The following is a 26,647-nucleotide window of genomic DNA, read 5'->3' on the forward strand; positions in this document are numbered from 1 at the left end:
TGAGCAAAGCGAACTTGCTAATGACTCGGCGCTGGAGGATACCTGCGTAAGCACGTTAAGCTAAGTACAGCCGTCTAAGCTCAGCAATCTTAGCATCATCCAAACCAATTTTGTCGTGCAAGTAATGCTGCATATCACCCGCTTGCGCTTGGACTTCTTCCATAGCGGCATTGAAGTAATCCTCGCTGACAGTCCACAATGCGGACACGTTGTCGCGAACAGCTTGTGAAGCACCTTCTGCTTCCAAACGTTTGATGTTTTCTGCCAAGACTGGTGCTGACGTCTGCAACGTTAACATGTAATCTGCCAAAATGGTTTCTTGTGGTACATCTAACGCAGACAGCAACATGATGGCACCCAAACCAGTCCGGTCTTTTCCTGCTGTGCAGTGAAAGAGGACGGCACCATTTTGGTTAGCAATTAAATAGTCAAAGAAGTTTCGATACGCTTGTTGTGAGAAATCATCGGCAATCATTTCATGATATGTTTGGATCATTTGCCGATAACCATAACCTGGTTCACTTAGATCCTCACGTAATTCCTCACGGGTTGCAGAGCTGCGCGTATCGTCAATGGCCAAAATCGAATTGTGATAATCTTTCGCGCCGGCTGGTACACGATCCGGTGCCTGTAGTAATTCTTTATTTGTCCGAAAATCAATAATGGTGTGCACGCCGTATTGGCTCAGCAAAGCTAAATCTTCTCGACTCAACGACTTCAACATCGCTGACCGAACAGCCCGTTGCCACTGTGTGACGTGACCGTCATTTGTCTGATAGCCACCTAAGTCCCGAAAGTTATGTCCATTTTGAATGTTTAGTATCCGCTCGATGATGGTCGCCTCCCATTTATTCTGAACTCATTATACCGTTATCGTAAAAGCTCTGGCAATCTACGGTGATTGATACTAGCCAAGGCGTTAAAAGATAATCAACAATTATTCAATCCTGTTCAAAAATACCATTAGAAAATGTTCATAATTAAAGAAAGCGTTTTCTTTTTGATAGATTTTTAGTATGATGGAAGAGAACCGTCGGTAACGTTCGGCGTTACGCCACGGAAGAAAATTCTGGAGGAATAACATTATGGCTTACAAAGTAATTATGGATACAGACCCAGGTATTGATGACGCAGCTGCTTTATCAATGGCCTTAAACGACCCACAAATTGACTTACAACTGATTACCGCAGTTGCAGGTAACGTGACGGTTGATAAGACTACGAAGAACGCACTGACCATCGATAACTTCTATGGCAAACACGTTCCCGTTGCAGGCGGCGCCAAAACACCTTTAATTAAAGAATTCGAAGACGCTGCTCGGATCCACGGTGCTTCAGGAATGGCCGGTTACGACTTCCCTGAACCAACTGACAAAGTAATGGAAAAGTCAGCCGTTGAAGCTTTGCACGATGCCATCATGGCTAGCGATGAAAAGATCATCTTGGTCCCAACAGGCTCATACACGAATATCGCTTTACTGTTCGTTCAATACCCAGAAGTAAAAGATCATATCGAAAAGATCATTGCCATGGGTGGTTCACTTGGTCACGGTAACATGACTAGTGCTGCCGAATTTAACGTCTTCACTGACCCACATGCTGCACGGATCATGTACGAATCTGGTGTACCAATCGTGATGGTCGGTTTGGACGTTACCATGAAGGCCTTAATTACTGACGAAACGCTGGAAACAATCGACACCTTTGGCCGTGCCGGACACATGTTACATGAAATCATCAGCCATGACTTTGATCACAATGAAAATGGGACCGCAGTTCATGATGCCAACACCATCTTCTACCTACTTCACCCAGAAGCATACGTTACTAAGGACTACTGGGTTGACGTTATCACTGACGGTCCAGCCAACGGTGAAACTGTTGCCGACGTCCGTGCCGCTTACCACGATGGCAAGACAAACGCCAGCGTCTGTGTTGACGTTGACGCCGCCGCCTTTAACCAGTGGTTCATCGACGAAGTAAAATCATTTAAAGACTAATTATATAAATTAGTATCTCGCAAAAGATGCTGGTTCAAAAACGCACTGCCGGTTCTGTCTATCGTTAATATAGGCGGAGCTGACAGTGTTTTTTATATTCTGCTACTTTATGACTATTCTAAAAATCCATAAGACCCATTTTGTGCACAAAGACTGCTAAACAAATATACTAAAACTAGTTTGAACAAGCATGAGGAGGCAATCCATGGACATCACATTAATTGGCGCCGGCCCCCGCGGTCTCATCACGGCTGAACGTCTCATTGAATGGCAAAAAAAGACTAGTCAGTATGATAAATTGGCCATCACATTACTCGATCCGTTTGGTATTGGTGGACGTGTCTGGCAAGTAGATCAACCGCACGAGCTTTTAATGAATACCAATCCGGATTACATCACATTATTTACCGACGAAACGATTGCGATGACAGGTCCCGTCGTTACTGGTCCCAATTTATTTGAGTGGGCACACCAAGACGCCCCTGGTTTCTTGTTTAGCCATCGCTTGCCCAATCGCGCAACGCTGCTGGAAGAAGCGGCCGCGTTAAAGCATAACGGTTACGCATCACGCAGCCTTTTTGGTGTATATCAAGTCTGGTTCTACGAGTATTTAGAACATCAGTTGCCAGAATCAGTCACCTTATCGGTCGTTCAAGAAACGGCTACGTCCATTCGGCAGTTGGATGAAAGCAACCGCTACTTGATTAAAACAGATACTAATCGTGCGCAGGCAGATGCCGTCATCATGGCACTTGGTCATCACGAAAACGACCTTACACCTGAGCAGACCACACTCATGAATTTTGCTGATGAACACAATCTAAATTACATCGGACCAACACAACCACAAGAATATCAATTTCAAACCGTGAACGCCGGTCAAAATGTCATCCTGCGCGGACTTGGTCTTAACTTTTTTGATGCAGTCACTTTGCTGACTCAAGGTCGTGGCGGACATTTTACAAAAGACACTCACGGCCGGTTAGTCTATCACCCATCAGGCATTGAACCGCATATCATCGCCGGCTCACGACGCGGTTTTCCTTTACGCGCTAAAGGGCGCAACGAAAAAGGTTACGGGGAGCTCGATAAACCCCATTTCCTCACACCAGACTGGTTTGAGCACTACCAAACGACTGGTTCATTATCAGGGTCTCGCTTAATTGAATTACTTCATCACGAAGCAGAATATGTTTATTATGAACGTCTCTTGAAACTCAAATACCCACAAGTCAACGCCGATGAATTCTTAAATGAGTTTGTCCATGCACAACGTCCTGAAGCCATCGTCTTTCGCTCTGCCATTGTCGAAAGTGATTACTTCAACTGGGACAAGCTCCTGAACCCTGGTGAGTTTATGGAAAACAGTGAACAACCGCAAGTAATGGCCGACTATTTAGAGTCAGACGTCACGGCAGCACTTGCCGGAACAAAAACAGGTCCACTCACCTCGGCTTTAGAAATATTCCGTGATTTACGTGATGTTATTCGCCGTGTGGTCGATCAACAATTATTGCGACCAGACGATTTACGAAATTTATTTCTCGGACAGTTTGATAACGAAAACTCCTACTTATCTGTTGGACCACCGGAAACACGGATTGCTGAGTTACAGGCGCTTGTCGAGGCAGGAATTGTCACCATTCTTGGACCTAGCATGACTGTCGACGTAGATGTTGATCAACATCAATTTGTTACCTGGTCCAAACATTTTCCAGAGGATCGCTACAACGCTAAATGCCTTGTCGAAGCGCGCTTGCCAGCCATTTCAGCCGCACATTCGCAAAATCCACTAATTCAAAACTTATTGACTAGTGATCTGGCGCAAGCTCAAACCGTGCCATTGTCAGATGGTACGGTGTTTGCTACGGGTGCTGTCGATATTGACATCGCAACTAGTCAGTTACAAACTGATGATGAGATCGTGTCAGGATTGTACTTCTGGGGCGTACCGACTGAAGGAAAACGTTGGTTTACCACAGCTAGTCCGCGCCCAGGTGTAAACGATAGCGTCTTGCGCGGTGGCGACGGCATCGTTGCTAATATTTTCAAGCAATTCACTGATTAATAAATCGGAGGAAAAGGAGTCTCATGGCTGAGCAAATCATCACTGCAAAACAAGCACATGCTTTTGATACATACACCATTGAACACCTAGGTGTACCTTCATTAGTCTTAATGGAACACGCTGCAATGGCGGTTGTTACTCGTCTACGCGAGAATCCAGAGTTTGATTTGCAACACACTTTGGTTGTCGCTGGTCCTGGAAATAATGGCGGTGACGGAATCGCTGTAGCTCGCCTTTTGATGTTACAGCACGTACCGGTCACCATTTGGCTATTAGGTAATCGTGCCCATCTATCTATGCAAGCCGCTCAACAGCTTACGATAGCTGATAATTATGGCATTCCTATTATTACAGAAACGCCTGTGCTAGATCGCTTTTCAACCATTGTGGATGCTATCTTCGGCGTCGGTTTGACTCGTCCAGTTACCGGCTCATTCGGGGATGCTGTTAAACACATTAATGCTGCCAATTTGCCGGTGCTCGCAATTGATGTCCCAACCGGAATTGACACGGATACCGGTGCAATTCTCGGCATCGCAATCGCTGCTAATGAAACAGTCACCATGAGTTATAATAAAGTTGGTCTGACGACTGCTACCGGGAAGGAAGCTGCCGGTACTGTAACCGTTGCTAACATCGGCATTTACGATCCAGCAACATTGACCAACAACTAACAACTGAGGAGTTATTCCATGACTGAAACAAAGAAAACATTGGCCGACTATGAAGTTAACATTCCTGATGTTGCCGCTTTGTTAGCATCAGATCCTGCTATGCAGACCTTCTTTCAACAGCTCACACCCGGCTACCAACGCGAATGGGCTCGGTTCATTTTTGGTGCTAAAGCTGAAGCCACTAAAGTTAACCATATTGCTGCCATGAAGGAAGTTTTCACAGCTGGTTTTAAATCTAAACGAGCGTACGATCAACGCCCTGATAAGTAAAGAACGCACAAAAAATGTGAGCGTGGGACAAAAGTTGGGAAGTCGAGAACAAGATCTAGAACTGCCGTATGGGTTGGGTTTCAACCCGGTATCACTCGTAGTCTGCACAGCAACTTCACTTTTGGCCCACGTTTTCATGATTTAAACGCGTAAATCAAAAATAGTGTTTGGGACAAAATAACTTATGTCCCAAACACTATTTTTTTACAGATATAAATCGTGAAAAAGTCAGGTCACCGCACGGACTTCCTATTATCTACCGTTGTGCAATGATTTGGTTGGCTTCACTTTCCAAACGGAATAACGTTCCCTCTGGGCTTTGACGAAAATCATTCGCAAAAGAATCACTCATTGGACTAACACGGCCCATTTCTTCGCCCAAGATATCTTCAATTACCAACTGCTTACCGTCCCAGTTAACGTCATCATAATGCCCATCTAAGAGATAGTCGGCCCAGTACTGTAACGTGTCATGAACTGCTGCCAACATCACTTGTTCTTCAGTAACCTGCTCGTTAGCAGGCTTGTTTTCATTTGTCTCTTGAACCTTAAGTAACACTTCATGCATGTTTTCAGGAATTTCTTGGCTCATTTAAGTCACCTCGTTCATTAATCTACAAAGATCATTATACCGTTTGTTGACGAGAAACGTGTAGTCGTTTGCGTTTGTTGGACAGAATTACGGGGATGACTAGAACGATGGGATGATTACCCGAAGATAGGGAAATTGATAGTGATGGGCAGTTTAGGAAATTACATCGTAAAAGCGTGCGCCAAAAGTCAGACCACCATGCAGGCTTTTGATCCACTCTACTATATAGTTTAAACGCGAGTCCCAACCCAAGAACCTGTGCATTGCCTGACCGCCGTTCCTGCAATTGCTCGGTTCTTAAACGGGTTGGGACTCACTCTGTTCTATACAAGCACGATTATCTGCCCTTTAAATAAAAAGGGGCTATACTAATCGCGTAGTCGAAGAACTCAAGCATTTTAGGAGGGCGTTATACATGGCAAACATTGGTATTAATGGTTTTGGTCGTATTGGTCGTGATTCTTTTCGTCGCATGTTGGAAATCAATGATCCAGATTTGAACGTTGTCGCCATCAATGATTTAACCAGTCCCTCGATGTTAGCTTACCTGCTCAAATATGACTCCACGTTTGGTACCCTACAAGCAGATATTAGTTCCACTGATGATTCACTGATTGTTAACGGCAAGGAGATTCACGTGTATTCCGAACGTGATGCACGCGACATTCCGTGGGTTAAAAATGATGGCGTAGATATCGTCTTGGAATGTACAGGCTTCTACACGTCTGAAGCTAAGTCGCAGGCACACATTGACGCCGGTGCAAAGAAGGTTGTCATCTCTGCACCGGCTGGTCCCATCAAGACCATCGTTATGGGCGTCAATGATGATCTAATTAGTGCCGACGACAAAATCATCTCAGTTGGTTCTTGTACAACTAATGCACTCGCACCAATGGCGTACTTTTTAAACAAGGAATTTGGAATTAAGGTCGGCACGATTACAGCAATCCATGCCTTCACTAGTTCACAAATGATTCTTGATGGTCCTAAGGGAAGCAAATTCCGTCCTAACCGGACTGCATCTGCTAACACGATTCCTCATTCAACCGGTGCAGCAACTGCCATCGGCCTTGTCATCCCCGAACTGGCAGGTCATTTAAATGGTCACGCACAACGTGTCCCTGTTGTAGATGGCTCCATCTGTGAATTAGTTTCTGTTCTCGATAAGGACGTCACTGCTGACCAAGTCAATGAAGCCATCAAACCTTACACGGACAACAATCCTGCCTTTGGTTGGAACGAGGATGAGATTGTTTCTTCCGACATCATCGGCGACACACACGGCGCTGTTTTCGACCCAACGCAAACAGAAGTAACTCGCAATGGTGACTTCCAAGTGGTTAAGACAACGACTTGGTTCGATAACGAATATGGCTTTGTCTGCAACATGATTCGCACACTCAAAGCTGAAGCAATCGCTTAGTGACCCAATCCATTTACAATTTAATCTTCTAAATAAGACCGGCAGTCAAAATTAGCTTTTGATTGCCGGCCTTATTTTTGTGTTCAAAATCAGTTTTAACTGGTTAATTCACGCTCATAATTTCAAAGCTTGTTTCCATCTAGCAAATACATTTGTTTCCGCCTGAGCGCGCACACTATCATACGCATGTTGGCTTAATTGAGACCAATTGCTATCTTGCAACCCGCGCACCATTCCCCGCGCTAGCCCATTAACATCTCCGTCAGCAACTAAATAACCATTACGTCCGTCATGGATCAATTCAGCAGTTCCATAGTGGACATTGTAAGCCACACTTGGAACACCATGTGCCAGTGCTTCTGCCAGTGCCAGTGGTTCACTGTCACTTTCAGTCGCATTTACATACACCTGGGCGTTGTTATAAACCGACTCTAAAGCAGGAACATAACCCATTAGCTGCACACTATCTGTCAGATCAGCAGTTTTAATTTGTTCCTTTAACGCCGCCTCCTGATCGCCATACCCATAAATTGCCAGGGTTGCATCGGGAACTTGTTGTTTAACACCAATAAAGGCCTTGACGACATCTTCAGTATGCCGCTCTTTAGTTAATCGACCAACAACGATCACTTGATGGTGCTTTCTGTCTGTCAGTGGCACCCGTTTAGCCCGAATCTGCTCATCGCTGACCACACTAAACGGCACGACACTAATTGGCACCTTAACCTTATCAGCACCACCCATCCATAGCGTTAGGTCGTTTTTTTGTGCCTTGGTTGCAACGATAATCCCGTTGATTTTATCAATATGATTAACTAACGGATTGGCATAAATACCTGAAAGGTTCGCGTAAACTTGATCCTTCGCATCTACCGTATGTGTCGTCGGCAGTGAGACAAACCGCCGAGCCGGTGTTGCCATGCTTAGCATCGTATCATAAGCCGAACCCGGTCGATCTGCGATAAACGTTGCATGCTCACCATCAGCACGGTTTAATTCATCGAGGAAAAAGGTGAACAATTCATCATAACTATTAAAGAATAAATCCTGATCATGATAGTCCATTAACTGAATTAAGGATAAAAAGTTATTACCGTCCTGATCATGGTTGAAGTATTCCTCAATCACCCGTTCACCAGCCGGGTTATACGTTACCTGACTAATTAACTCACCACTATCACTGAAGAATTGGTCCCGTGATTTAAACCCACGAAAGTCCCATAAGCTCGTCTGAATCTTCTTACCATAGCGATCAAACGAATCCACACTAAACAACTGACCGACTGTTCCCGGCGCGAAGTGCACATCCATCACCAATTGATCACCATCATAGACATGACTAACATCAGCACCAGGATCGACGTTATATTCATCTGCCAAGTGTAAGCTCTCAATTTTTGGTTCATTTTTTCCCACTGGCTTACGATCAACGACACCTTGGAAAAAGTCATACATATTAACAATTTGATCATCTTCGACGCCAAAACGCTGCTTATTCGCATACAACATCTGATCAAAATTACGCGTAACCAGTTTGGCAGCTGTTCCTTGGTGTTTAAACAACTTCAGCCGTTTAATCTCCGCGTGCTCAATTCCAGAATTCAACGCCATGAGGTATTCATTAATAAAGTAAATCATTGAGCAGCCTCCTGGATATGTTTATCTGTGGTCACAAAATCTGCAACTGCATTTTGGACCACGCACCATTTTTCCCAAACGGCATCTTCAGAAAAGCGTTGTGCATCGTCATAGGCATGTTCACTAAACTGTTGCATCAGTTGATCATCTTTTAAAAGCTTCGTGATGGCCGCAGCAAAAGCATCTACATCATCTAATTTGACGAGGTAGCCATCGCGACCATCCGCAATAATTCCTTGTGGACCATACTTAGCATCATAGGAAACTGTTGGTACACCATGTGATTGAGCCTCTAATAGCGCTAAGGAGAACCCTTCAGCACGGGACGCTAACACATTGATCTGCGCGTCATCATAAACCTTGCCGACATCTAACGTGTAATCATGAAAGGTCACCAAGTCACCCAATTGCTTATCAGCAACAATTTTATTCAAGCGATCGCCTTCCTTACCGTTGGCATAGCCCCAAAACTCAAGTCGTGCCGCAGGAACCGCTTTGTGAACCTGTTCAAAAGCAGCAATCACTTTATCCTGTTGTTTTTCAGGTGACAACCGGGCCACCATAATGATCTTGCCAGGTGTTCGGCGTTGCCATGGAACATGTGGTGCATTTAAAACATCATCACTCACGATGCCCACCGGCAACTCAAATACTGGCACCTTGCTTCCCCAGCGTTCAATCACATCTGCTCGCTGCTGCGGTGTCGGTGCTGCAATTCCTTGCCATTGATCCAAATTCTTAATTGCATATTCATAGTTATAATTCAGTGTTGCCGTCATCACCTGCTCTGGATCATTCAGGTGATTAGAGTGTAGATGCATCATCTTAAATGCACGCGTCTTCATATTCAGGACTGACCAAGCTAGTTCAAAGGTACGGTCAACCACAAAGACGTTGTTTTCACCCGTGCGTTTGTTTAACTCATCCAAGAAGAATCGCATCATGCTTTGTTCCCCATTAAATGAGTAATCGGTCCCGTTCCAATTCAAAATTCGGTACAGTGAATTGACGACCTTGCCTTGTGGATCCTTCGTGTGGAATGTCTGATAGTAAACTTTGCCTGCCGGATTAAACGCTTGCTCTGCTGTGACCGCACCGGTGGCATCGTGCCACTGTTCCAATGCCTTAAAACCACGCGTATCCCAGTACTCACTTTTAACCAGCTTGCCCAATCGATCAAAGGTCCACACCGTTTCAATTTCCTTATACTCAGGTGCCCGCATTTTAATCCGTTGCAAAATTCGTTCAGCATTGCGCACCATGTACCCATGTTCATCCTGATCGTTCACCAGAACTTGTAAATTCGGTTTCACATGTAAATCGGCCAGCGTAAAAAGACGCTTAGTCAACGTTTCGGTGCCACCAAAAAAGTCGAACAAATTGACCATGTCGCGATCATTCAACCCTGCATGCGCCAAAACGTCGTGTCACGATCTTCGCTGCCTCTTGATGATCATTAAACATACCTAAGCGTTTCATTTCCGCATGCTCAATGCCTGACTTTTTTTCATTAAAACTCGTATTAAGAAAATAATACATTCATGTACCTCACTTTATGCCCATTAAAAATAGGACCTAGCTAAAAACTGCTAAATCCTATTTTACCGTACCTGACGACATCTGACCGGACATTTGCCCGAGATTAGTCATCTTTTTTTCGTCTTTTTTGCATTCCGAAACCGAATAGACTTAACACAGCGCCTAAGTTTAGCCACCCTAAAAGCGTCGTTGCTGCAGTTGATTCACCAGTTTTGGGCAATTGCTTCTCCGCTGAACGTGAAACCATGGTTGTTGCAACATTTGGCTTACTGTTACCTGCAATGCTTACTAGTTTTGCTAATGAAGTTGGCTGTACTGTTAACGCAGTCAAAGACGTCTCTTCTGCTACCTGACTCATTACGTTGGTAGAACTTGTTATTTCTGCGCTCATAGCCTGCGATTGCGACTGAAGCTGTTGCTGAATGGCTTGTACCAACTGTTGTTCAGTCATCAAGGCAGTGGTTGCAATCATCATTGCCTGTTTTGCCACGTCCTCAGCAGAAGCTGCCTGGCTTGCAAACGCACTCGCTAACAACGAATCGTTATTTGCTGCTGCGCTCAATGCTTTTTCAACCAGCTGTTGTACTGCTTGCTCAGCGCTATGAACAACTGCCACCGCTTGGTTCACAGTCTGCGCAATCGCTGCTGCGGAAGCTGTCAGACCCTGAATCGTTGGATCAGTAGTTCTTCCCGTCGTCATTATCGCGATTGCTTGACTGTCAATGGCTACCTGACTGGCCGTTTCAATCGTTGCTGTCGCTGCACTATTAGTCTCACTAGCGGCTTGCTGTGCTTGTTTGACGGCTTGTTTCGCCGCTAGATGATCGGCTGTTACTGCAGCACTAACCGCTGTCGCCAGTGAGTTGGCTTGACTAACCACCTGTGCACTCGCCGTCTGTTCGCTAGCCGCTTGCTGTGCCGCCATCGATGCCTGTTGTGCATACCGGCTAGCTGCCGAAACATCATTCAAGCTAGCGGCACTCGCTGCCTCACTGGCAAACTTAGCTGCAGCAGTTGCTGCCTGTTTACTTAATGAAGCCAATGAAGCCGCTTGACTAGCTAACTGTTGAACTGCAGTCGCTTGTAATTGAACCGTTGCATTTTGTAAATCAGTCGCTGCCAATGACTGCACGGCTGTCGTCTGCGAAGCAACTATCTGATTTTGTTGAGCAACGGTATCATTTGTTTGTTGTGCTTGGCTGGCAAAAGTACTAGCAGCCTGAGCCTGAGATGCGGCAGCAATGCTATCTGCCTGCACCGTCTCATTCATCTGCGCTTGTAAGCTTTGCATTAACGATGACAAACTATTTATTGTCTGAACACCCGCACTAGCAGCTGTAGCAAGGTCACGTGCATCACTTTCAGCGCTAGTTGCTTGGGTGACATTATTCGTATTAATGGCGCCAACTAGTCCTTGGCTGACTGGTGCAAACCCATTTTGTTGGGCCTGCACACTAGTCGACATTGATTGCGCCACTTGAGTTGCTGAATTCGCGGCTGACATGGCTGCACGTAAGTCCGCATTGGCCGGATCGGCTGCCGCTAGACTAACAAGCTGAGACTGCAGTGCTGTGATTGCCGAAGTCTGCTTAGTCATGTCAGAAACTGCGGAATTAGCAGCACTCATGTTTTGCCGCGTATCTTCAGCTGCTTGACTAACTGCGGTTGAATCAGCAGAAACTGCCTGTTGCGCCTGGTCAAACAATGATGTTGCCATCTTTGCTGCCACATCGTTAGCAGATTGGGCTGAAACAGCCTGCGATTGAGCCGATACAGCAGTACTGGCCGCAGATTGAGCCAATGATTGATTATTGGCTGCCGCCGCCGACTGTGCTACTAAAGCAGCACTAACCGCTAAACTAGCCTCATCACTAACAATATTGGCTAAACGCTTAGCAGTTTCAGCATTACTAGCTGCCTGACTGGCTACCGCTTGTAATGACGCATTTGTAACATCAGTCTGTGCCAAACTAGCGGTCGCCGTTGCCAACGCAGTCGTTGACGTGATCACTGTAGTTGTAGATGTAGCCAACGCTGCAGTATTTGTCGCTGCACTGGTTGCCATTGACGCAGCGGTTGAGGCGGCCACGCTGTCATTTGTATAAGCGTTTGTCGCCTGCGTCGTCAGTTTAGCAATTGCTGACTGATTCTGCGTTGCACTAGCCGTCAAGTCGTTGGCAACCGTTTCTGCACTCATTGCCATTGACGTAAACTGACTCGCTAGCCCTAACTGCTGAGCGTTCGTGGCACTGGCTGCCGAAACCGCTAAGTCGTTGGCTTGACTTGTTGCTAAATCGACAGCACTCGCTAAACTAGCAGCGACTGCGTTTAACGAATTAGCAGACAAAGCATCTGCGGATAACTGCTCGTTGCGTTGATCATTCCCGGCCAGTTGGTTAACAATTGTGGCATCTGACTTCGTACTGATGTGCATAACTGTCGTTGTGTCAGCAGCTGTTGACGCTACCATGGCAGCACTGTTCGCCATTGAAGCGAAATCATCTGCCACCGTTTGATCCGTCTTCTTCGCAAGTGAAGTCAGCGATTGCGCCACCCCTTCAGCTTGTGTTTCAGCCGAATTTGCAACGCTTTGAGTCGCTATCATTTGGCTTGCGTACTGACTAGCTACCTGGAAGTCATTGTCGGCAGTCGCACTAGTCATTAATGTTTGCAAACTATCAGTCGCACTCGCAGCTGAATTAACTTGGGCTGCTAAACTTTGCAACTCAGTATTTAAACTCGTCGCACTGGCAACTTGACTGGTCAGCATAGTATTTGCGCCATCACTCAGTACAGTCGTTCCTAACGAAGCTGCTAATTCATCGGCAGCACTCGTCAATGAATTAACCACAGAATTCGCAATGCTCGTCGCCTGGATAGCACGATCAGCATTTGAAGCAGCTTGGCTAGTTCCTGTCACATCATGATCTAATGCTGCTTGGGCTGATCTTCGGAAATCATCCGCTTGCTGAACTGCTTGTCCAGCAGCTTCATTAGCACTATTGGCCACACTAGCGGCACTAGCAGCCAGGTCAGCGTATGATTGGGCCGCAGATTGATCGTTCGTAAGGGCCGCTGCTACGGCCTGGCTAGCTAAATTGCTGGCGTTAATTCCAACACTGGCCGCCACTTGTTGTGCTGAAGTAGCAAGTTGTACTAATGAATCAACTGTTGCCGTCGCACTCGTAATCGCGGTATTTTTTGGATCACGATCAACAATACTTTGCATCACCGCTTGTTGTGAAGTAGCAACTCTCGCTTGTACGTCAGCGTCGCTACTGGCTAAAGCAGCTACTGATTGTTGATGACTGGCTTGACTAGCAGCTTGCTCAGCAGCCAGATGATCCGCTACTACCGCGGAGCTAACCGCCGTCGCCGCCGCATTTGCCTGATCCGTCAACTGGTTGGCTGCTGCCTGTTCACTGGCAGCCTGTTGTGCGGCCATAGAAGCCTGTTGTGCATACTGATTGGCTGCTGAAACATCGTTCAAAGCAGCTGCACTGGCGGCTTCACTAGCAAATTTTGCTGCATCCGTTGCTGTTTGTTTACTTGATGAAGCTAACGAAGCTGCTTGACTGGCCAATTGCTGGGCCACAGCTACTTGCGATTTAATCATCGCATTTTGTTGATCAGTCGCTGCCAATGACTGCATGACGGCAGTCTGTGAATCAACGTGCTGCTCCTGTTGATCGACTGCACTGGTTGTTTCCTGTGCCTGACTAGCGAAAGCACTGGCTGTTTGCGCCTGCGATGCGGCAACAACACTATCAGACTGCACTGTCTGATTCATCTGTGCCTGTAAACTTTGCACCACTGATGACAAGCTATTAACTGTTTGCACCCCTGTGCTAGCAGCGTTGGCAAGACTGACTGCAGCACTAGCGACACTCGTTGCTTGGCTAACGTTATTAGCACTAACAGCGCCAACCATACCTTGACTGACTGGTATCAAACCGGTCTGTTGTGTTTGCGCACTCGTAAACGCAGATTGTGCCGCTTGCGCTGCAGAATCCGCGGCTGACATTGCTTTGCGTAGATCCGCATTGGCAGGATCATTGGCCGCTAAACTCGCAAGTTGCGATTGCAACGTTGTGATTTCTGCAGTCTGCTTTGCCATGTCCATAGTCGCTGAATTAGCGGCACTCGTATTTTGACGTGTACTTTCAGCTGCTTGACTAACTGCAGTTGAATCAGCTGTCACTGTTTGTTGTGCTTGTTCAAGTAATGATGTCGCCACTTGTGCTGCCACATCATTAGCCACTTGTGCTGAAGCGGCTTGCGACTGAGCAACTGCGGCAACGCTAGCAGCAGATTGGGCCAGTGATTGGTTGTTTTCTGCAGCCGCTGACCGTGCTATTTCTGCGGCACTCGCCGCTACACTAGCCTGGTCACTAGCAATGCTTGCCAAACTATTAGCAACGTCAGCATTGCTGGCTGCTTGACTGGCTAACGCTTGTAAGGAAGCATTTGCTAAATCAGTATTGGCCAAACTAGCTGTTGCCGTTGCCTGGGCAGTCGTTGACGTAGTGACTGTCGCAATCGAATTTGCTGTTCCAACAGTACTAGTCGTTGCGCTAGCAGCCATTGATGCAGCAATTGAAGCAACCGTACTATCAGCTGCGTAGTCACTTGTAGCCTGCGTCAGTAGTTTAGCAATTGCTGACTGATTCTGTGCTGCACTCGCCGTCAAGTCGTTGGCAATCTTTGTGGCACTCGCTGCCATTGACGCAAACTGACTCGCTAACCCTAACTGCTGCGCATTTGCGGCACTGGTTGCCGAAACCGCTAAGTCATTAGCGTGACTTGTTGCCAAATCGACAGCACTCGCCAAACTATCAGCAGCTGAATTCAATGAATTAGCTGACAAAGCATCTGCAGATAACTGTCCATTTTGTTGATCACTACCTGCGAGTTGACTCACGATTGTGGCATCTGAATTCGTACTGGTGTGATTGATGGTCGTTGTGCTAGCAGCTTCAGACGCTACCATAGCAGCACTATTCGCCATTGATGCAAAATCATCGGCCACCATTTGGTCCGTCTTCTTTGCAAGTGACGTCAATACTTGAGCGACTCCTTCAGCTTGAGCGTCAGCCGAATTAGCAGCACTTTGAGTCGCAATCATTTGACTCGCGTACTGGCTAGCTGCTTGGAAGTCGTTATCAGCAGCCGCACTAGTCATTAACGCCTGCAAACTACCGGTCGCACTAGCCGCTGAATTTACTTGCGCCGTTAGACTTTGCAACTCAGTATTTAAACTAGTTGCGCTGGCAACTTGACTGGCCAATGTACTGTTGGCACCATCACTTGTCACAGTCGTCGCTAACGAAGCGACTTGCTCGTTGGCAACACTTGCCAATGAATTAGCCAACGAATTCGCAATACTCGTCGCCTTGTCAGCACTAGAAGCATTTGAAGCTGCTTGACTGGTCCCCGTTACGTCATGATCTAACGCAGCCTGCGCGGATGTTTGAACATCAGTTGCTTGTTGAACCGCTTGACTGGCTGCTTCATTAGCACTGTTGGCCACACTTGCGGCACTGGCTGCTAAGTCAGCATATGAACGTGCCGCAGATTGATCATTCACAAGCGCTGCTGACGCTGCTTGACTGGCTAGATTACTGGCGGTAATTCCAGCGCTGGTCGCTACTTGTTGTGCCGACGTGACCGCTTGTGCTAATGAAGCAACTGTCCCCATCGCACTAGCAATCGCTGGATTTTTCGGATCACGCGCAGCAATACTTTGCATAACAGCCTGTTGTGAAACGGCAGCGCTCGCTTGTAAGTCAGCACCAGTGCCTGCTAAACCAGCCACTGATTGTTGTTGACTGGCTTGACTGGCTGCTTGATCAGCAGCTAGATGATCGGCGATTACCGCGGCACTAACCGCCGTCGCTACCGAATTAGCCTGATCCGTCAACTGGTTCGCCACTGCCTGTTCACTGGCAGCTTGTTGTGCGGCCGTAGAAGCCTGTTGCGCATACTGATCAGCTGCCGATACATCGTTCAAACTGGCGGCACTCGCTGCGGCACTGGCAAATTTCGCGGCATCCGTCGCAGCTTGTTTACTCAATGAGGCCAACGAAGCTGCTTGACTAGCCAATTGCTGGGCGACAACCGCTTGTGATTGAACCATACTGTTTTGTTGATCCGTTGCCGCCAATGACTGCACGACTGCGGTCTGTGAAGCAACCAGTTGATTTTGTTGGTCAACTGCACCGGTTGTTTGTTGTGCTTGGCTGGCAAAGTCACTAGCAGTTTGCGCCTGTGATGCAGCCGCAATGCTATCTGCCTGCACCGTCTCATTCATCTGTGCTTGTAAACTTTGCATTAACGATGACAAGCTGTTAAATGTTTGCACGCCCGCGCTTGCAGCATTGGCAAGACTAAGTGCATTGCTTGCAGCACTCGTTGCTTGGCTAACATTATTAGCGCTAACTGCGCCTGCCATGCCTTGACTGACTGGTGTAAAACCAGCCTGTTGTGTTTGCGCACTAGTCAACGCTGATTGTGCCGCCTGGGCTGCAGAATTCACGGCTGACATGGCCGTACGTAAGTCCACATTGGCAGTATCGTTGGCCGCTAAACTAGCAAGTTGTGATTGCAAGGCAGTGATTGCTGAAGTCTGCTTCGTCATGTCCGTAGTCGCTGAATTAGCGGCGCTCGTGTTTTGACGCGTACTTTCAGCTGCTTGACTAACTGCCGTTGAATCGGCTGACACCACTTGTTGTGCCTGTTCAAATAATGATGTCGCTATGCTGGCGGCCACATCATTCGCCGACTGTGCTGACGCGACCTGTGACTGGGCAGCTGCGGCCACACTTGCAGCGGATTGAGCCAATGATTGGTTGTTTTCCGCAGCCGCTGACCGCGCCGTTGTCGCTGCGCTCGCTGCCAAACTAGCCTGAGCACTAGCGATGCTTGCTAACTGGCTAGCAACGTCAGCATTGCTGGCTGCTTGACTGGCTAACCCTTGCAATGACGCATTAGCTAAATCAGTTTTAGCCAAACTAGCTGTTGCCGTCGTCTGTGTGGTCGTTGAAGTAGTTACTGCTGTGGTCGAAGTGACCGCTGCAGCCGCGCTTGTCGTTGCACTAGTAGCCATTGATGCGGCAATTGAAGCACCTGTACTATCAGCCGCATAGTCGCTCGTCGCCTGCGTCATTAATTTAGCAATTGCCGACTGATTTTGTGTTGCACTAGCCGTCAAGTCGTTGGCAAGCTTTGTGGCACTCGCTGCCATTGACGTAAACTGACTCGCCACCCCTAACTGCTGTGCATTTGCGGCACTGGTTGCTGAAAGTGCTAGGTCATGGGCTTGGCTGGTTGCTAAATCAACAGCACTCGTCAAACTAGCAGCGACAGCAGTCAATGAATTAGCAGACAATGCCGCTGCAGATAACTGAGCGTTGTGCTGATCACTACCTGCCAGTTGACTCACAATCGTGCTCTCAGAATTTGCACTAGTGTGGTTAATGGCCGTTACGTTAGCAGCTTCAGACGCTACCAGCGCAGCACTATTCGCCATTGATGTGAAATCGTCTGCTACCGTTTGGTCCGTCTGTTTGGCAAGCGACGTCAATGCTTGCGCAACTCCTTCAGCTTGCGTTTCGGCCGAATTCGAAACACCTTGCGTCGCGATCATTTGACTCGCGTACTGGCTGGCTGCTGATAAGTCGTTATCGGCGACAGCACTCGTCATTAATGTCTGCAAACTAGCAGCCGCACTCGTGGCTGAATTAGCTTGGGCCGTTAAACTTTGTAATTCCGTATTTAAACTAGTGGCGCTGGCAACTTGACTGCCCAACGCACTGTTGGCAACATCACTGGTCACAGTCGCCGCCAGCGAAGCGGTTTGCTCACTGGCAACACTTGCCAGTGAATTAGCCAAAGAATTTGCAAGACTCGTCGCCTTGGCTGCACTGGCTGCATTTGACGCCGCTTGACTGGTGCCAGCCACATCCTGGTCTAAGGTAGCCTGTGCTGATGCTTCGACATCGGTTTCTTGCTTAACTGCCTGACTAGCAGCTTTATTAGCACTGTTGGCCACACTTGCTGCGCTGGCGGCCAAGTCAGCATACGACTGTGCTGCGGAACGATCGTTCGTAAGTGCTGCCGATGCTGCTTGACTGGCTAGCTTGCTGGCTACAATTCCGGCGCTAGTCGCTACTTGTTGAGCTGACGTGGCAACCTGTGCTAATGAATTAACGGTCGTCATCGCACTAGTAATCGTCGGATTCTTCGGATCACGTGCAGCAATACTAGTCATCACAGCTTGTTGTGATGCGGCTGCGCTGGCTTGCAAATTAGCACCGCTGTTTGCTACAGCAGCCGCTGATTGTTGTTGGCTGGCTTGGCTAGCAGCTTGTTTAGCAGCCTGTTGATCTGCTGCCACGGCACTTGTGATTGTCGCTTGAACACTAGTAACCTGCTGTGCCAAACGATCGGCTTGCTGTTGCACACTTGTTGCTAGGTTTGCCGCTGAAGCTGCGACTGACGCAAGCGACTTAGCAGCTTGTTGATCATTTAATAAAGCCGCTGAAGCTGCTGCACTGGTTGCACTCGCAGCTAATGAACTAGCACTATTAGCCAATGATTGTTCTCCCGTGGCAGCACTAGTAAATTCTGTTGCTGAGCTTACTTCTTGACGAAGACTTTCGTTTGCCAAATCGGTATTTGCCAATGAACTAGCTGTGCTAGCTGCTTGACTCATTTGTGTAACAGCAGACGATACCAACGTGGCATTGCTAGTCGTTTGTGAGCTCAAACTGGCGGCTGTGGATACTGCCGCATTAGCCGCACTACCATCTTCAGCGACCGCCGCCGTAATTTGTCGATACACATCATTTGTGACCGAGGCCAAACTGTTCACTTGCTTTTCCAGTGAGCTCGCCACCGTGGCCGCACTAGCGGCTGAAACCGCATATTGACTGGCCAAATTGACATCATTCCCGGCTGCCGCTGAAGCTGCCAACTGGGCATATGAATTGGCAGTAACGGCGGCTGTGGCTGCAGCAGAATTGGCAGTATCAATGTCGCTGGCTAATGAGCCAGCTTCACTCAACAGATTTTCAATCTCTGAATTTGCTAAATCCTTGTCAGCAGCTGATTGAGCCGCGCTTAAGACACCAGTAACATTGTCTTCCTCACTGGTAGCAGTTGAATGTGCATGAGCAGCCACACTAGCGGCGCTGGCTGCGGCAGAATTTTGAATTGCAGCCGCAGTGCTATCCGCAATCACTGCTTGCTGGGCGGCACTGGCTAATGAAGCGGCAGTGCTCGTTACGTTTTGTAAAGAAGTTTGCAATGACGAAATTTGCCGTTCATAGCTAGCGGCCAGCTGCGCATTTTCTGTCGCTGCGCTAACGTCATTCAGTGCAGCGGCCGATCCTGCCAAGGAACTAAAGTGACGCGCCGCACTGGCCGCAGCTGAGGTCGCCGTGAAAATGCTATTTGCAGCCAGCTGTGCGCTAGTCGCCTGTGATGCTAAGGACTGCAAAGCTGTGTCCGCCAATGCTAATGCAGCGGCACTAGCGACATCACGACTATCGCGATTAACGTTACTGTTTTGCAAACTGGCAGTTGTTTGTTCACTATCGGCTGTGGAAGCCGCAGTGTTTGCCACAAAGCCTTGTTCACTCGCGGCTTCACTGTCAGCTTGCACGGCGTTATTAATCATTGACGCCGTTTGATCGATCACGGTTGTTAAGGAAGTCAATGAATCCGTCAACTGCCCATCCTGGCTTGCCAACTGAGCCGCAGCTGTGGCAGCGCTGGTCGCAAGTGCAACATTATTAACCGCTGCAGCGGCACTGGCAGTGCTGTTTAAAACACTTAACGCTTGTTGATTTTTCGTCAACTGAGCTGCGAGACTTGCAGACGTTACATTTGTCGCCGATAATGTCCCCGCCAAGCTTTGCACCGTCTGGTTTTGCTGATCTGTAGCTGCCTGTGTGGAACCACCTGCGGCGACCGTTCCAGCACTTGTCGTTTTATTGGTCGTCGTTATCAAATCATCCGTCGTTTGGGTCATCAAACTATCAGTTAAGCTAGCCGCTGAGGCAGCGGCTTGGCTGTCTTACTTGACAGAGGCATCAATATTGTCATCAATTTCTGTAAATTTTAGGTAGAAATTATTCGCAGCATCTGCGGCTGAATCGGCTACGCTCTGCGCAATTGCCCCTTGCGATGCAAAGGCGACCGCCTGGCTAGCGTCATTTAAGAACGCTGCTGAAGTTGCTGATTGATATAGCTGATTGGCCAATTGCGTTTGTGTTTGCGCAATTGTTTGTAATGATTGAGTTTCACTAGCTGCTGAAGCCGCTGCCAGCGCCTGTGACTGAATGGACGTGTTCTGCACGTCCTCAGCTGCCTTATTGGCGGCCCGTGTACTTAATGAAGTATTGCTGGCTACATAACGATCCAGCTTGTTAACATCCTCAGCTGCTTTAACCGCTGCCACACTAGTCGCAGTTGCCGCCGATGCGGCAGTCATACTATCAGCAGCCACTGCACTATGAATATAATTATTGGCGCTTTGTGCAACGGCATATAAACTCGTGGCCACAAACGCGGCTGATAACGCGGCCGATTGGGCGCTTTGCGCTGACACTGCATATTCACTGGCTAAGCTGGCATTATTAGAGGCCGCTGCTAATGAAGCACGCGAGGCAAAATCACTGGCCGCTGAGGCAAAGTTACTAGATTGACTGGCAAAAGAAGTCGCCTGTTTGGCCTCATAACTAGCTACCGAAGCCGCCGAAGCCGCACCACTAGCCGCTGATTGAGCCAAACTAGCTGCACTAACAACGTTACTGTTCGCTAAATCGGTTTTCCCCATTGCCGAGGCTTCATTAGCGTCCTTAACTGCTGAATCCGCAGCACCACTGGCGGTTGTCGCATTTTCAGCCGCCGCTGACGCCACGGTTTGTGCTTGGCTTGCTAATACCGAAGAAATTTGACTATCAACCGTGACCTGACTGGATACAATGTTCGTCATACTGGAAACAACAGTCGCAGCACTGTGAGTAATCTGAGCGTCAGAAGTCGCGGCCGCCGCTAAACTAGCAGCCACCACCGCAAACTGGTAGGCACCGCTGATGTCGTTTTGAGAGGCGGCACTCGCGGCCATTGAGCCATATTTCAAGGCTTCATTAGCCTCACTCGTAGCTAGTTGTGCGGCCGAATTACCGGTATCAGCCGTTGCTGAGGTGTTGTTCGCACCTTCTTGTACATGCCCATTGGCACGATCCGCGCTGGCGAGAGAAGCCGCCTGGCTAGCGGAAACGTTCGCCTGAATTGCTGTCATTGCAGCTGATAAGGCAGCTGCCTGAACCGACGCAACCGTACTTTGCGCCGTTGAGGCAACATTGGAAGCCGCAATCGAGATTGCTTTTGCCGCGGTACTAGTTGCCTGCGAAGCCGTCGAAGTTGTTAATGAGGCAGTATTACTCGTTGCCATCGTTAAAGCCTGTGCTGCTGCAGCGGCACTTTGCGCAACTGAAGAAGCATTCGCAATCGCTGTTGAGGCAATCGCTAAGGCAGACTGATATTGTTTTGTGGCAGAAGTTGCTGCTGTTGTCGCCGAAGCGGCCAATGCTTGATCTGACCGTGCCATGTTACTGTAGTAAGCCAAATTTGAATCATTGTTGAAATTAGCCTTTTCCCATGTATACAAGGATGATGCTGAATTCGCCGCCACATTTGCGGCTGAAGCATCTGCCAGATTCGTTAAATAAATCTGCTCTAAGCTGCTAGCCAAACTGTTCGCTGAATTCGCAGTCAAAATAACGTCGGCAACACGACCATTAACAGAATCCAAGACGCCCTGTGCACTGGCAGCTGCCCGACCTTGTCCTTGAATTGCATCATAATACGACTGAGTCGCCGTATATTGGTCCGCCACCGTCTTATCATCCGGTGAAACAGAATAGGCATAACTAGCTGCATCAAAGGCTGATTTAGCATTTGATAATGCTGCACTGGTTAATCCTTGGTAAGAATTAACTTGTGCTTCAGCCTTCGTTACTGTTGGTGTTGGATCTGCCGTAAAGGTATAGGTCAGACTCGTATCAACGCCAAACGTCTCATTGATTGCCGGCGAGTGCGTCAAAATATAATTAGCGCCGTCAATACCGGTCACTTCTGAGCCAGGTTCAACCCCACGCAGGTTAATCGGCGTGCCACTCACACCACTGATGGTACGATCGGCAGCGATTGAATGACCATTTGCATCAACGTAATGAACCGTCGTCGTTACAACATTGCCAGTATTAATAACCGGCGTTGTTTGGGTCATATTATTCGTGACCGTATAATTAAATGCCGTTTTAAGGCCGTAACCGACACTGTTATCCCAAACCACCACCGTTGCTGGATCCATCCCCATATCAATCGCTGCTTTAGCAGTTTGCTGATCAGGATAGATGTGCAATGTATCACCAATATTAGCCGTTACCGTGATTGGTGCACTGGTACCAGTAGGTGTATGAACATTTAACGTAACTTGCGCCGTTCCCTTGGTATACATTAAATCTGTAATCTTGGCAGATTGCTGATTTTTTGAGCCCCCCGTTGATGCAGCAAATGATAAGGTATACGCAGCTTTAGTCGGGTCAATCGCTAAGGTTTTCGTTAACGTTGAATTACGGCCATTGTCAGGCACCGTCATCGTGAACAGACCGCTTCGAGTACCCGCATTATATTTATAAGTTAACGTGAAATTATGAAACGCATTGTCTAAAATACTGCCATTGATGCTTTGCCACGTTGTCGATGTTGGCGAGGTTGACGAATAGCTGTTGATTGTGCCGCTACTATTAGTCGTCCGCCAGCCCATGTACGCAGTGCTAGGATCCCCACTATTATAAATAAAGGTATCGAAGACAAATGCCAATGCATTCGGTAAACCGGCGACTCCTAAGCCACCACCTTTTTGGGCGATATAGGTGCCAGTTGGATTCATCGGTGCTTGCGCAAAGACAATGGAAATACCATCAGCCCCACCGGCAAAACCAGCTTGAACCGCTCCTGTTAGGTTAAAATCATGCGTTAAATCAACAGTATTGTTTAAATTAGCATGTCCAACTTGATCATTTGCATTCGCAGTTAGGCCAACTTGCCCATTTTGGTCAAATTGAACACTGGTCCCGTTACCAGTAAACTGCTCACCAGCAGTTCCTGCAGTAACGTGACCATCCGCCGTACCAATGGTCATCCCATTATTTACGGATTGAACTGTTTCGTCAGCGTCCACTCGATCAAGTTCAACTGCAGTCCCTAAACTAGCCAATGAGTCCTTCATTGCATCAAATTGCTCATCGGTTGTCCCAATTGGTGCCTGAATCGTCGTAGTCGACGCAGCCTGTGACACTACGTCACTTTTAGCAACCGCCGCGCGTGACCCTAACTTGGCTGAATCAATCACATTGCTAATTAACGTGGCCGGTTGTGCGGCCGGCGTTGTTGTCGGGACAGACGGTTGGTCCACTAACCGCGCACGTGAGGCCACCGGCACCGGCGCCGGCTGCTCAGTCACTGAGGTTGCTGCCTGACTAGCTGGTACCTGTGGATCTGTAACTACTTTCTGATTTGCACGCGCAGGCGCACTTAAAGCAGCACTCTCATTATTTAAGGGCGTGCTGGCTGCCGATTGAACTATTTGTATGTCTGACTCAATCGTATCCGCGTGAACAACATTTGTGGTAGCTACGACCCCCGCCTCAAAGAAAAGGGCTGTCAGTCCAGCAAATAACCATTTTTTACCAGCTTTGTACATCTTGTATCGCTGTTTTTTTACAACCGGTGCATGTTTCAAATTCTCTGATCTCATAAATGCTCCATCTTATGTTCCACTTTTGAAATATTTAGGTGCTAAACTATTTCTTTAATCATCTTATTATATAGGGAATCCAATGTTTGTAAAGTTCCGATATGGAATGAAAACGCCATCTCCAAGCTTTTTTCAACCCAAAGTCAATTTTTATGACCAAACAAAAATAGACGAGAAACCAAATTTGGTTTCTCGTCTATTTCAGACTATACCTGCCAAGCAGCAGGTACTCGTTGTTTGATTATAAATTAACATCGATGTTGAATGTTAGTTTCGACATTTCCAGTCCTTCAGTGACCAACTGGCCAATAAAGGCCATTGTCTTATCACGCATTTGCGCAACAATCTTATGATTTTGGTCCGTTAGGTAAGCTGTTAATGCATCTCCACTCAACGAAGTAGCACCTTTGTCAGTGGCTTCAATCAAACGACGTAACTCTTCACGACAGTTCTTCAAGTAATCGATATCTTCTTGATCAAAATGACTGTAGTGACTTTCCGTTAGCATCGAAACGGTTCGGTACATCCAGTAAGCATCTTTCACGTTATAAGTCATGGATGTGTCGCTGAAGCTTGGATCTGTATCCGTGGCATTCGCGTAGAATGGTAAATAAGGTGTGAATGCTGAAATACCAATCGAAATCCACATGATAGCTGACAGTTCTTCAGGGACATCGTTGCGAACTTGCAAGATGTGACTTTGTTGTGTCCGGTTCAATGAGATGGCACGGTAACGTGTCTTTTCAGCATCGCCACCCTTACCCAATGGATCAAAAGGCGTTTCATTGTAGTGAGAACTTTCGATGTATTGAATATCCTCAACACTGATCAACCGACTTGCACGGCGAATGAATGGTAAGTTGCTTGATTCTGGATCCTGATCGATTTCAGGGTTCAAGTAACGTTGACCATACCAAACACGAGGTGTGTTGTAATGACGATCCTTTTCAGTATCGGTCCCAAAGATGTGGCGGAAGTTCCAGCCTTCTTTGTCTGGGTTCAAATGATGTTCGTCAACAAATTCACGAATCCCATCGGACCACATAAAATTATCTGGGTCGTTGAAGTCAATTTGTTCTTGGCCAACTTGGTTTGCGGCAATCACATAGGCATCATCAGGAATCCGTGAAGCAACCCAATGATGACCCGTAACGATTTCCATGTACCAGATATCATCTTTATCGGCAAAAATGACACCATTACCTTCAGGAGAGCCATACTTCGCGATTAAATCGCCAAGGTAACTAACACCTTCCTTGGCGGAGTTAATGAATGGCAACACCATCGTTTGCATGGTATCCTCGGCCATTCCATCGGCAATCAAAGGATCATAGGCCAGTACTTTTTCATTGGCATAAACACTTTCGGTTGCTGACATAGCGATGTTCTTTTCGTTAAAGCCACTTTCATCGTAAATTCCTTCACTAGGAACATCGACGTTAGGTGTCGCTTGGAAACGATAACCACTTTCTGGCAATGGTGCTTTAAACCCATTCTGCGTAGAAGCTAACTCTTCATGACGTCCCCTAACGGCTGGGTTCATGACAAATTTTTGCGGTGTGATTGGTAAAAAGGTGTCGTCATTACGGGCAACCATAACAGATCCGTCGATGGATGCCTTCTTTCCAACTAACACTGTCGTACAAGCTTTATCCCATTTCATTCTCATACAGCCTTTCTTACTTATATTTATCAACTCACCCATTTTAACGCAGATGAAGGCCAGAAACCAACGCACAGTCCACTGTAAACAAAGGCAATCTCACAGCATTCAAGCCCAAGTTTGCTATAATTAATTTAATTAATAACTGAAGAGGTGCATGATGAAAAATTTTGTATTTGATGTAGATGGCACATTAATCGATTCAGAAAAGATGTACATGCTCTCCATGCAGCGTGCTTTGGCAGACACTGGTCGACAATTTGAATACGATCAGCTATCACCGACATTTGGTACCACAGGCGCCATTGCACTGAAACAAATCGGTATTCCTGACGCTGAAATTCCCGGTATCATGGCCGTGTGGCAAGATTACACAAAAGACACCTATGACACGATGCACGTCTATCCAGGTGTCGAAGCAGCTTTAAAACAGTTACACGAAAACTCACAGATTAAAACTGCCATCGTAACTTCAAAAGCGGCTGCAGAATATCAACGGGACTTAGTTGAAAACTTCCCTCTCGATCGATACATGGATAATCACGTTACTGCCGACGAAGTTAAACGTGGCAAACCAGCCCCTGATTCATTATTGGCACTAGTTAAAAAAATGAGCTTAGACGTCGCCGACACGGTATACGTCGGTGATACCATCTACGATTTACAAGCAGCACACGCAGCCGGTATCGCCTTTGCACTTGTCACGTGGGGCGCTGAAAAAGATCAAGCCCTGATTCGCGACAGTGAGTACATTGTCGACAAGCCCCACGCTTTACTAGACCTAATCACCAAGTAACCAGCGTGTTTCTTGGATGTCACTGGGAAGAGAGTGGGACAAAAGTCGGGAAGTCGGGAGCAAGACCTAGAACTTCCGTACGGGTTGGGCTTCAACCCGGTAGGTAGTTCGTAGTCTGCACAGCGACTTGACTTTTGTCCCACGTTTCCGCTA

General features: G+C 47.5%; 13 protein-coding genes. 6 read left to right on the forward strand and 7 right to left on the reverse strand.

All coding sequences use genetic code 11. From position 1 onward, the window contains the following. Positions 1-55 precede the first annotated feature (55 nt). Positions 56-835, reverse strand: coding sequence for a tyrosine-protein phosphatase (locus IV55_RS00250; RefSeq protein WP_083483867.1), 780 nt, complete (start codon positions 833-835; stop codon positions 56-58). Positions 836-1,085: 250 nt separating this feature from the next. On the opposite strand from IV55_RS00250, the gene rihC reads away from it, so the two are divergent. The 4 genes from rihC to IV55_RS00270 all read left to right on the forward strand — a co-directional run bounded on the left by rihC (position 1,086) and on the right by IV55_RS00270 (position 5,012). Next, the gene (gene rihC, locus IV55_RS00255) at positions 1,086-2,000 is read left to right on the forward strand and encodes a ribonucleoside hydrolase RihC (protein WP_057808404.1); all 915 of its coding nucleotides are present in this window, start codon (positions 1,086-1,088) and stop codon (positions 1,998-2,000) included. Between the two features lie 205 nt (positions 2,001-2,205). Further along, positions 2,206-4,068, forward strand: coding sequence for an FAD/NAD(P)-binding protein (locus tag IV55_RS00260; protein WP_057808405.1), 1,863 nt, complete (start codon positions 2,206-2,208; stop codon positions 4,066-4,068). A 23-nt stretch (positions 4,069-4,091) separates the two neighbouring features. Further along, positions 4,092-4,742, forward strand: a complete 651-nt coding sequence (locus IV55_RS00265; RefSeq protein ID WP_057808406.1) for an NAD(P)H-hydrate epimerase — start codon at positions 4,092-4,094, stop codon at positions 4,740-4,742. An 18-nt stretch (positions 4,743-4,760) separates the two neighbouring features. Next, positions 4,761-5,012: a YdeI/OmpD-associated family protein gene (locus IV55_RS00270; protein WP_057808407.1), complete on the forward strand. Its 252-nt coding sequence runs from the start codon at positions 4,761-4,763 to the stop codon at positions 5,010-5,012. Positions 5,013-5,268: 256 nt separating this feature from the next. Here the strand turns inward: IV55_RS00270 and IV55_RS00275 are convergent, their stop codons facing one another. Then, positions 5,269-5,604: a hypothetical protein gene (locus IV55_RS00275; RefSeq protein ID WP_057808408.1), complete on the reverse strand. Its 336-nt coding sequence runs from the start codon at positions 5,602-5,604 to the stop codon at positions 5,269-5,271. Positions 5,605-6,019: 415 nt separating this feature from the next. On the opposite strand from IV55_RS00275, the gene gap reads away from it, so the two are divergent. Further along, complete coding sequence (gene gap / locus IV55_RS00280) at positions 6,020-7,027, forward strand: type I glyceraldehyde-3-phosphate dehydrogenase (RefSeq protein WP_057808409.1); 1,008 nt, start codon at positions 6,020-6,022, stop codon at positions 7,025-7,027. Between the two features lie 114 nt (positions 7,028-7,141). Here gap and IV55_RS00285 read toward each other — a convergent pair whose 3' ends face one another. From IV55_RS00285 to IV55_RS00305, 5 genes are all read right to left on the reverse strand, one after another. After that, on the reverse strand, positions 7,142-8,665 hold the full coding sequence (locus IV55_RS00285; RefSeq protein ID WP_057808410.1) for a glycosyltransferase: 1,524 nt from the start codon (positions 8,663-8,665) through the stop codon (positions 7,142-7,144). After that, a complete protein-coding gene (locus IV55_RS00290) occupies positions 8,662-10,068 on the reverse strand; it encodes a glycosyltransferase (RefSeq protein ID WP_237756159.1) in 1,407 nt (468 codons plus the stop codon). Before IV55_RS00290 ends, IV55_RS00285 begins: the two co-directional genes overlap by 4 nt. A 239-nt stretch (positions 10,069-10,307) precedes the next feature. Further along, positions 10,308-20,237 (reverse strand): LPXTG cell wall anchor domain-containing protein, encoded by a 9,930-nt coding sequence (locus IV55_RS00295; RefSeq protein WP_057808411.1) that lies wholly within the window; start codon positions 20,235-20,237, stop codon positions 10,308-10,310. A gap of 45 nt (positions 20,238-20,282) precedes the next feature. Then, positions 20,283-24,035 carry a lectin-like domain-containing protein gene (locus IV55_RS00300; protein ID WP_083483869.1) on the reverse strand — a complete coding sequence of 1,251 codons (3,753 nt, stop codon included), beginning with the start codon at positions 24,033-24,035 and terminating at the stop codon, positions 20,283-20,285. A gap of 241 nt (positions 24,036-24,276) precedes the next feature. After that, positions 24,277-25,698, reverse strand: a complete 1,422-nt coding sequence (locus tag IV55_RS00305) for a C69 family dipeptidase (protein WP_057808413.1) — start codon at positions 25,696-25,698, stop codon at positions 24,277-24,279. Positions 25,699-25,858: 160 nt separating this feature from the next. On the opposite strand from IV55_RS00305, the gene IV55_RS00310 reads away from it, so the two are divergent. Beyond that, positions 25,859-26,494, forward strand: coding sequence for an HAD family hydrolase (locus tag IV55_RS00310; RefSeq protein ID WP_057808414.1), 636 nt, complete (start codon positions 25,859-25,861; stop codon positions 26,492-26,494). Positions 26,495-26,647 lie beyond the last annotated feature (153 nt).

This window comes from Furfurilactobacillus siliginis, assembly GCF_001437435.1.
GTDB lineage: Bacteria > Bacillota > Bacilli > Lactobacillales > Lactobacillaceae > Furfurilactobacillus > Furfurilactobacillus siliginis.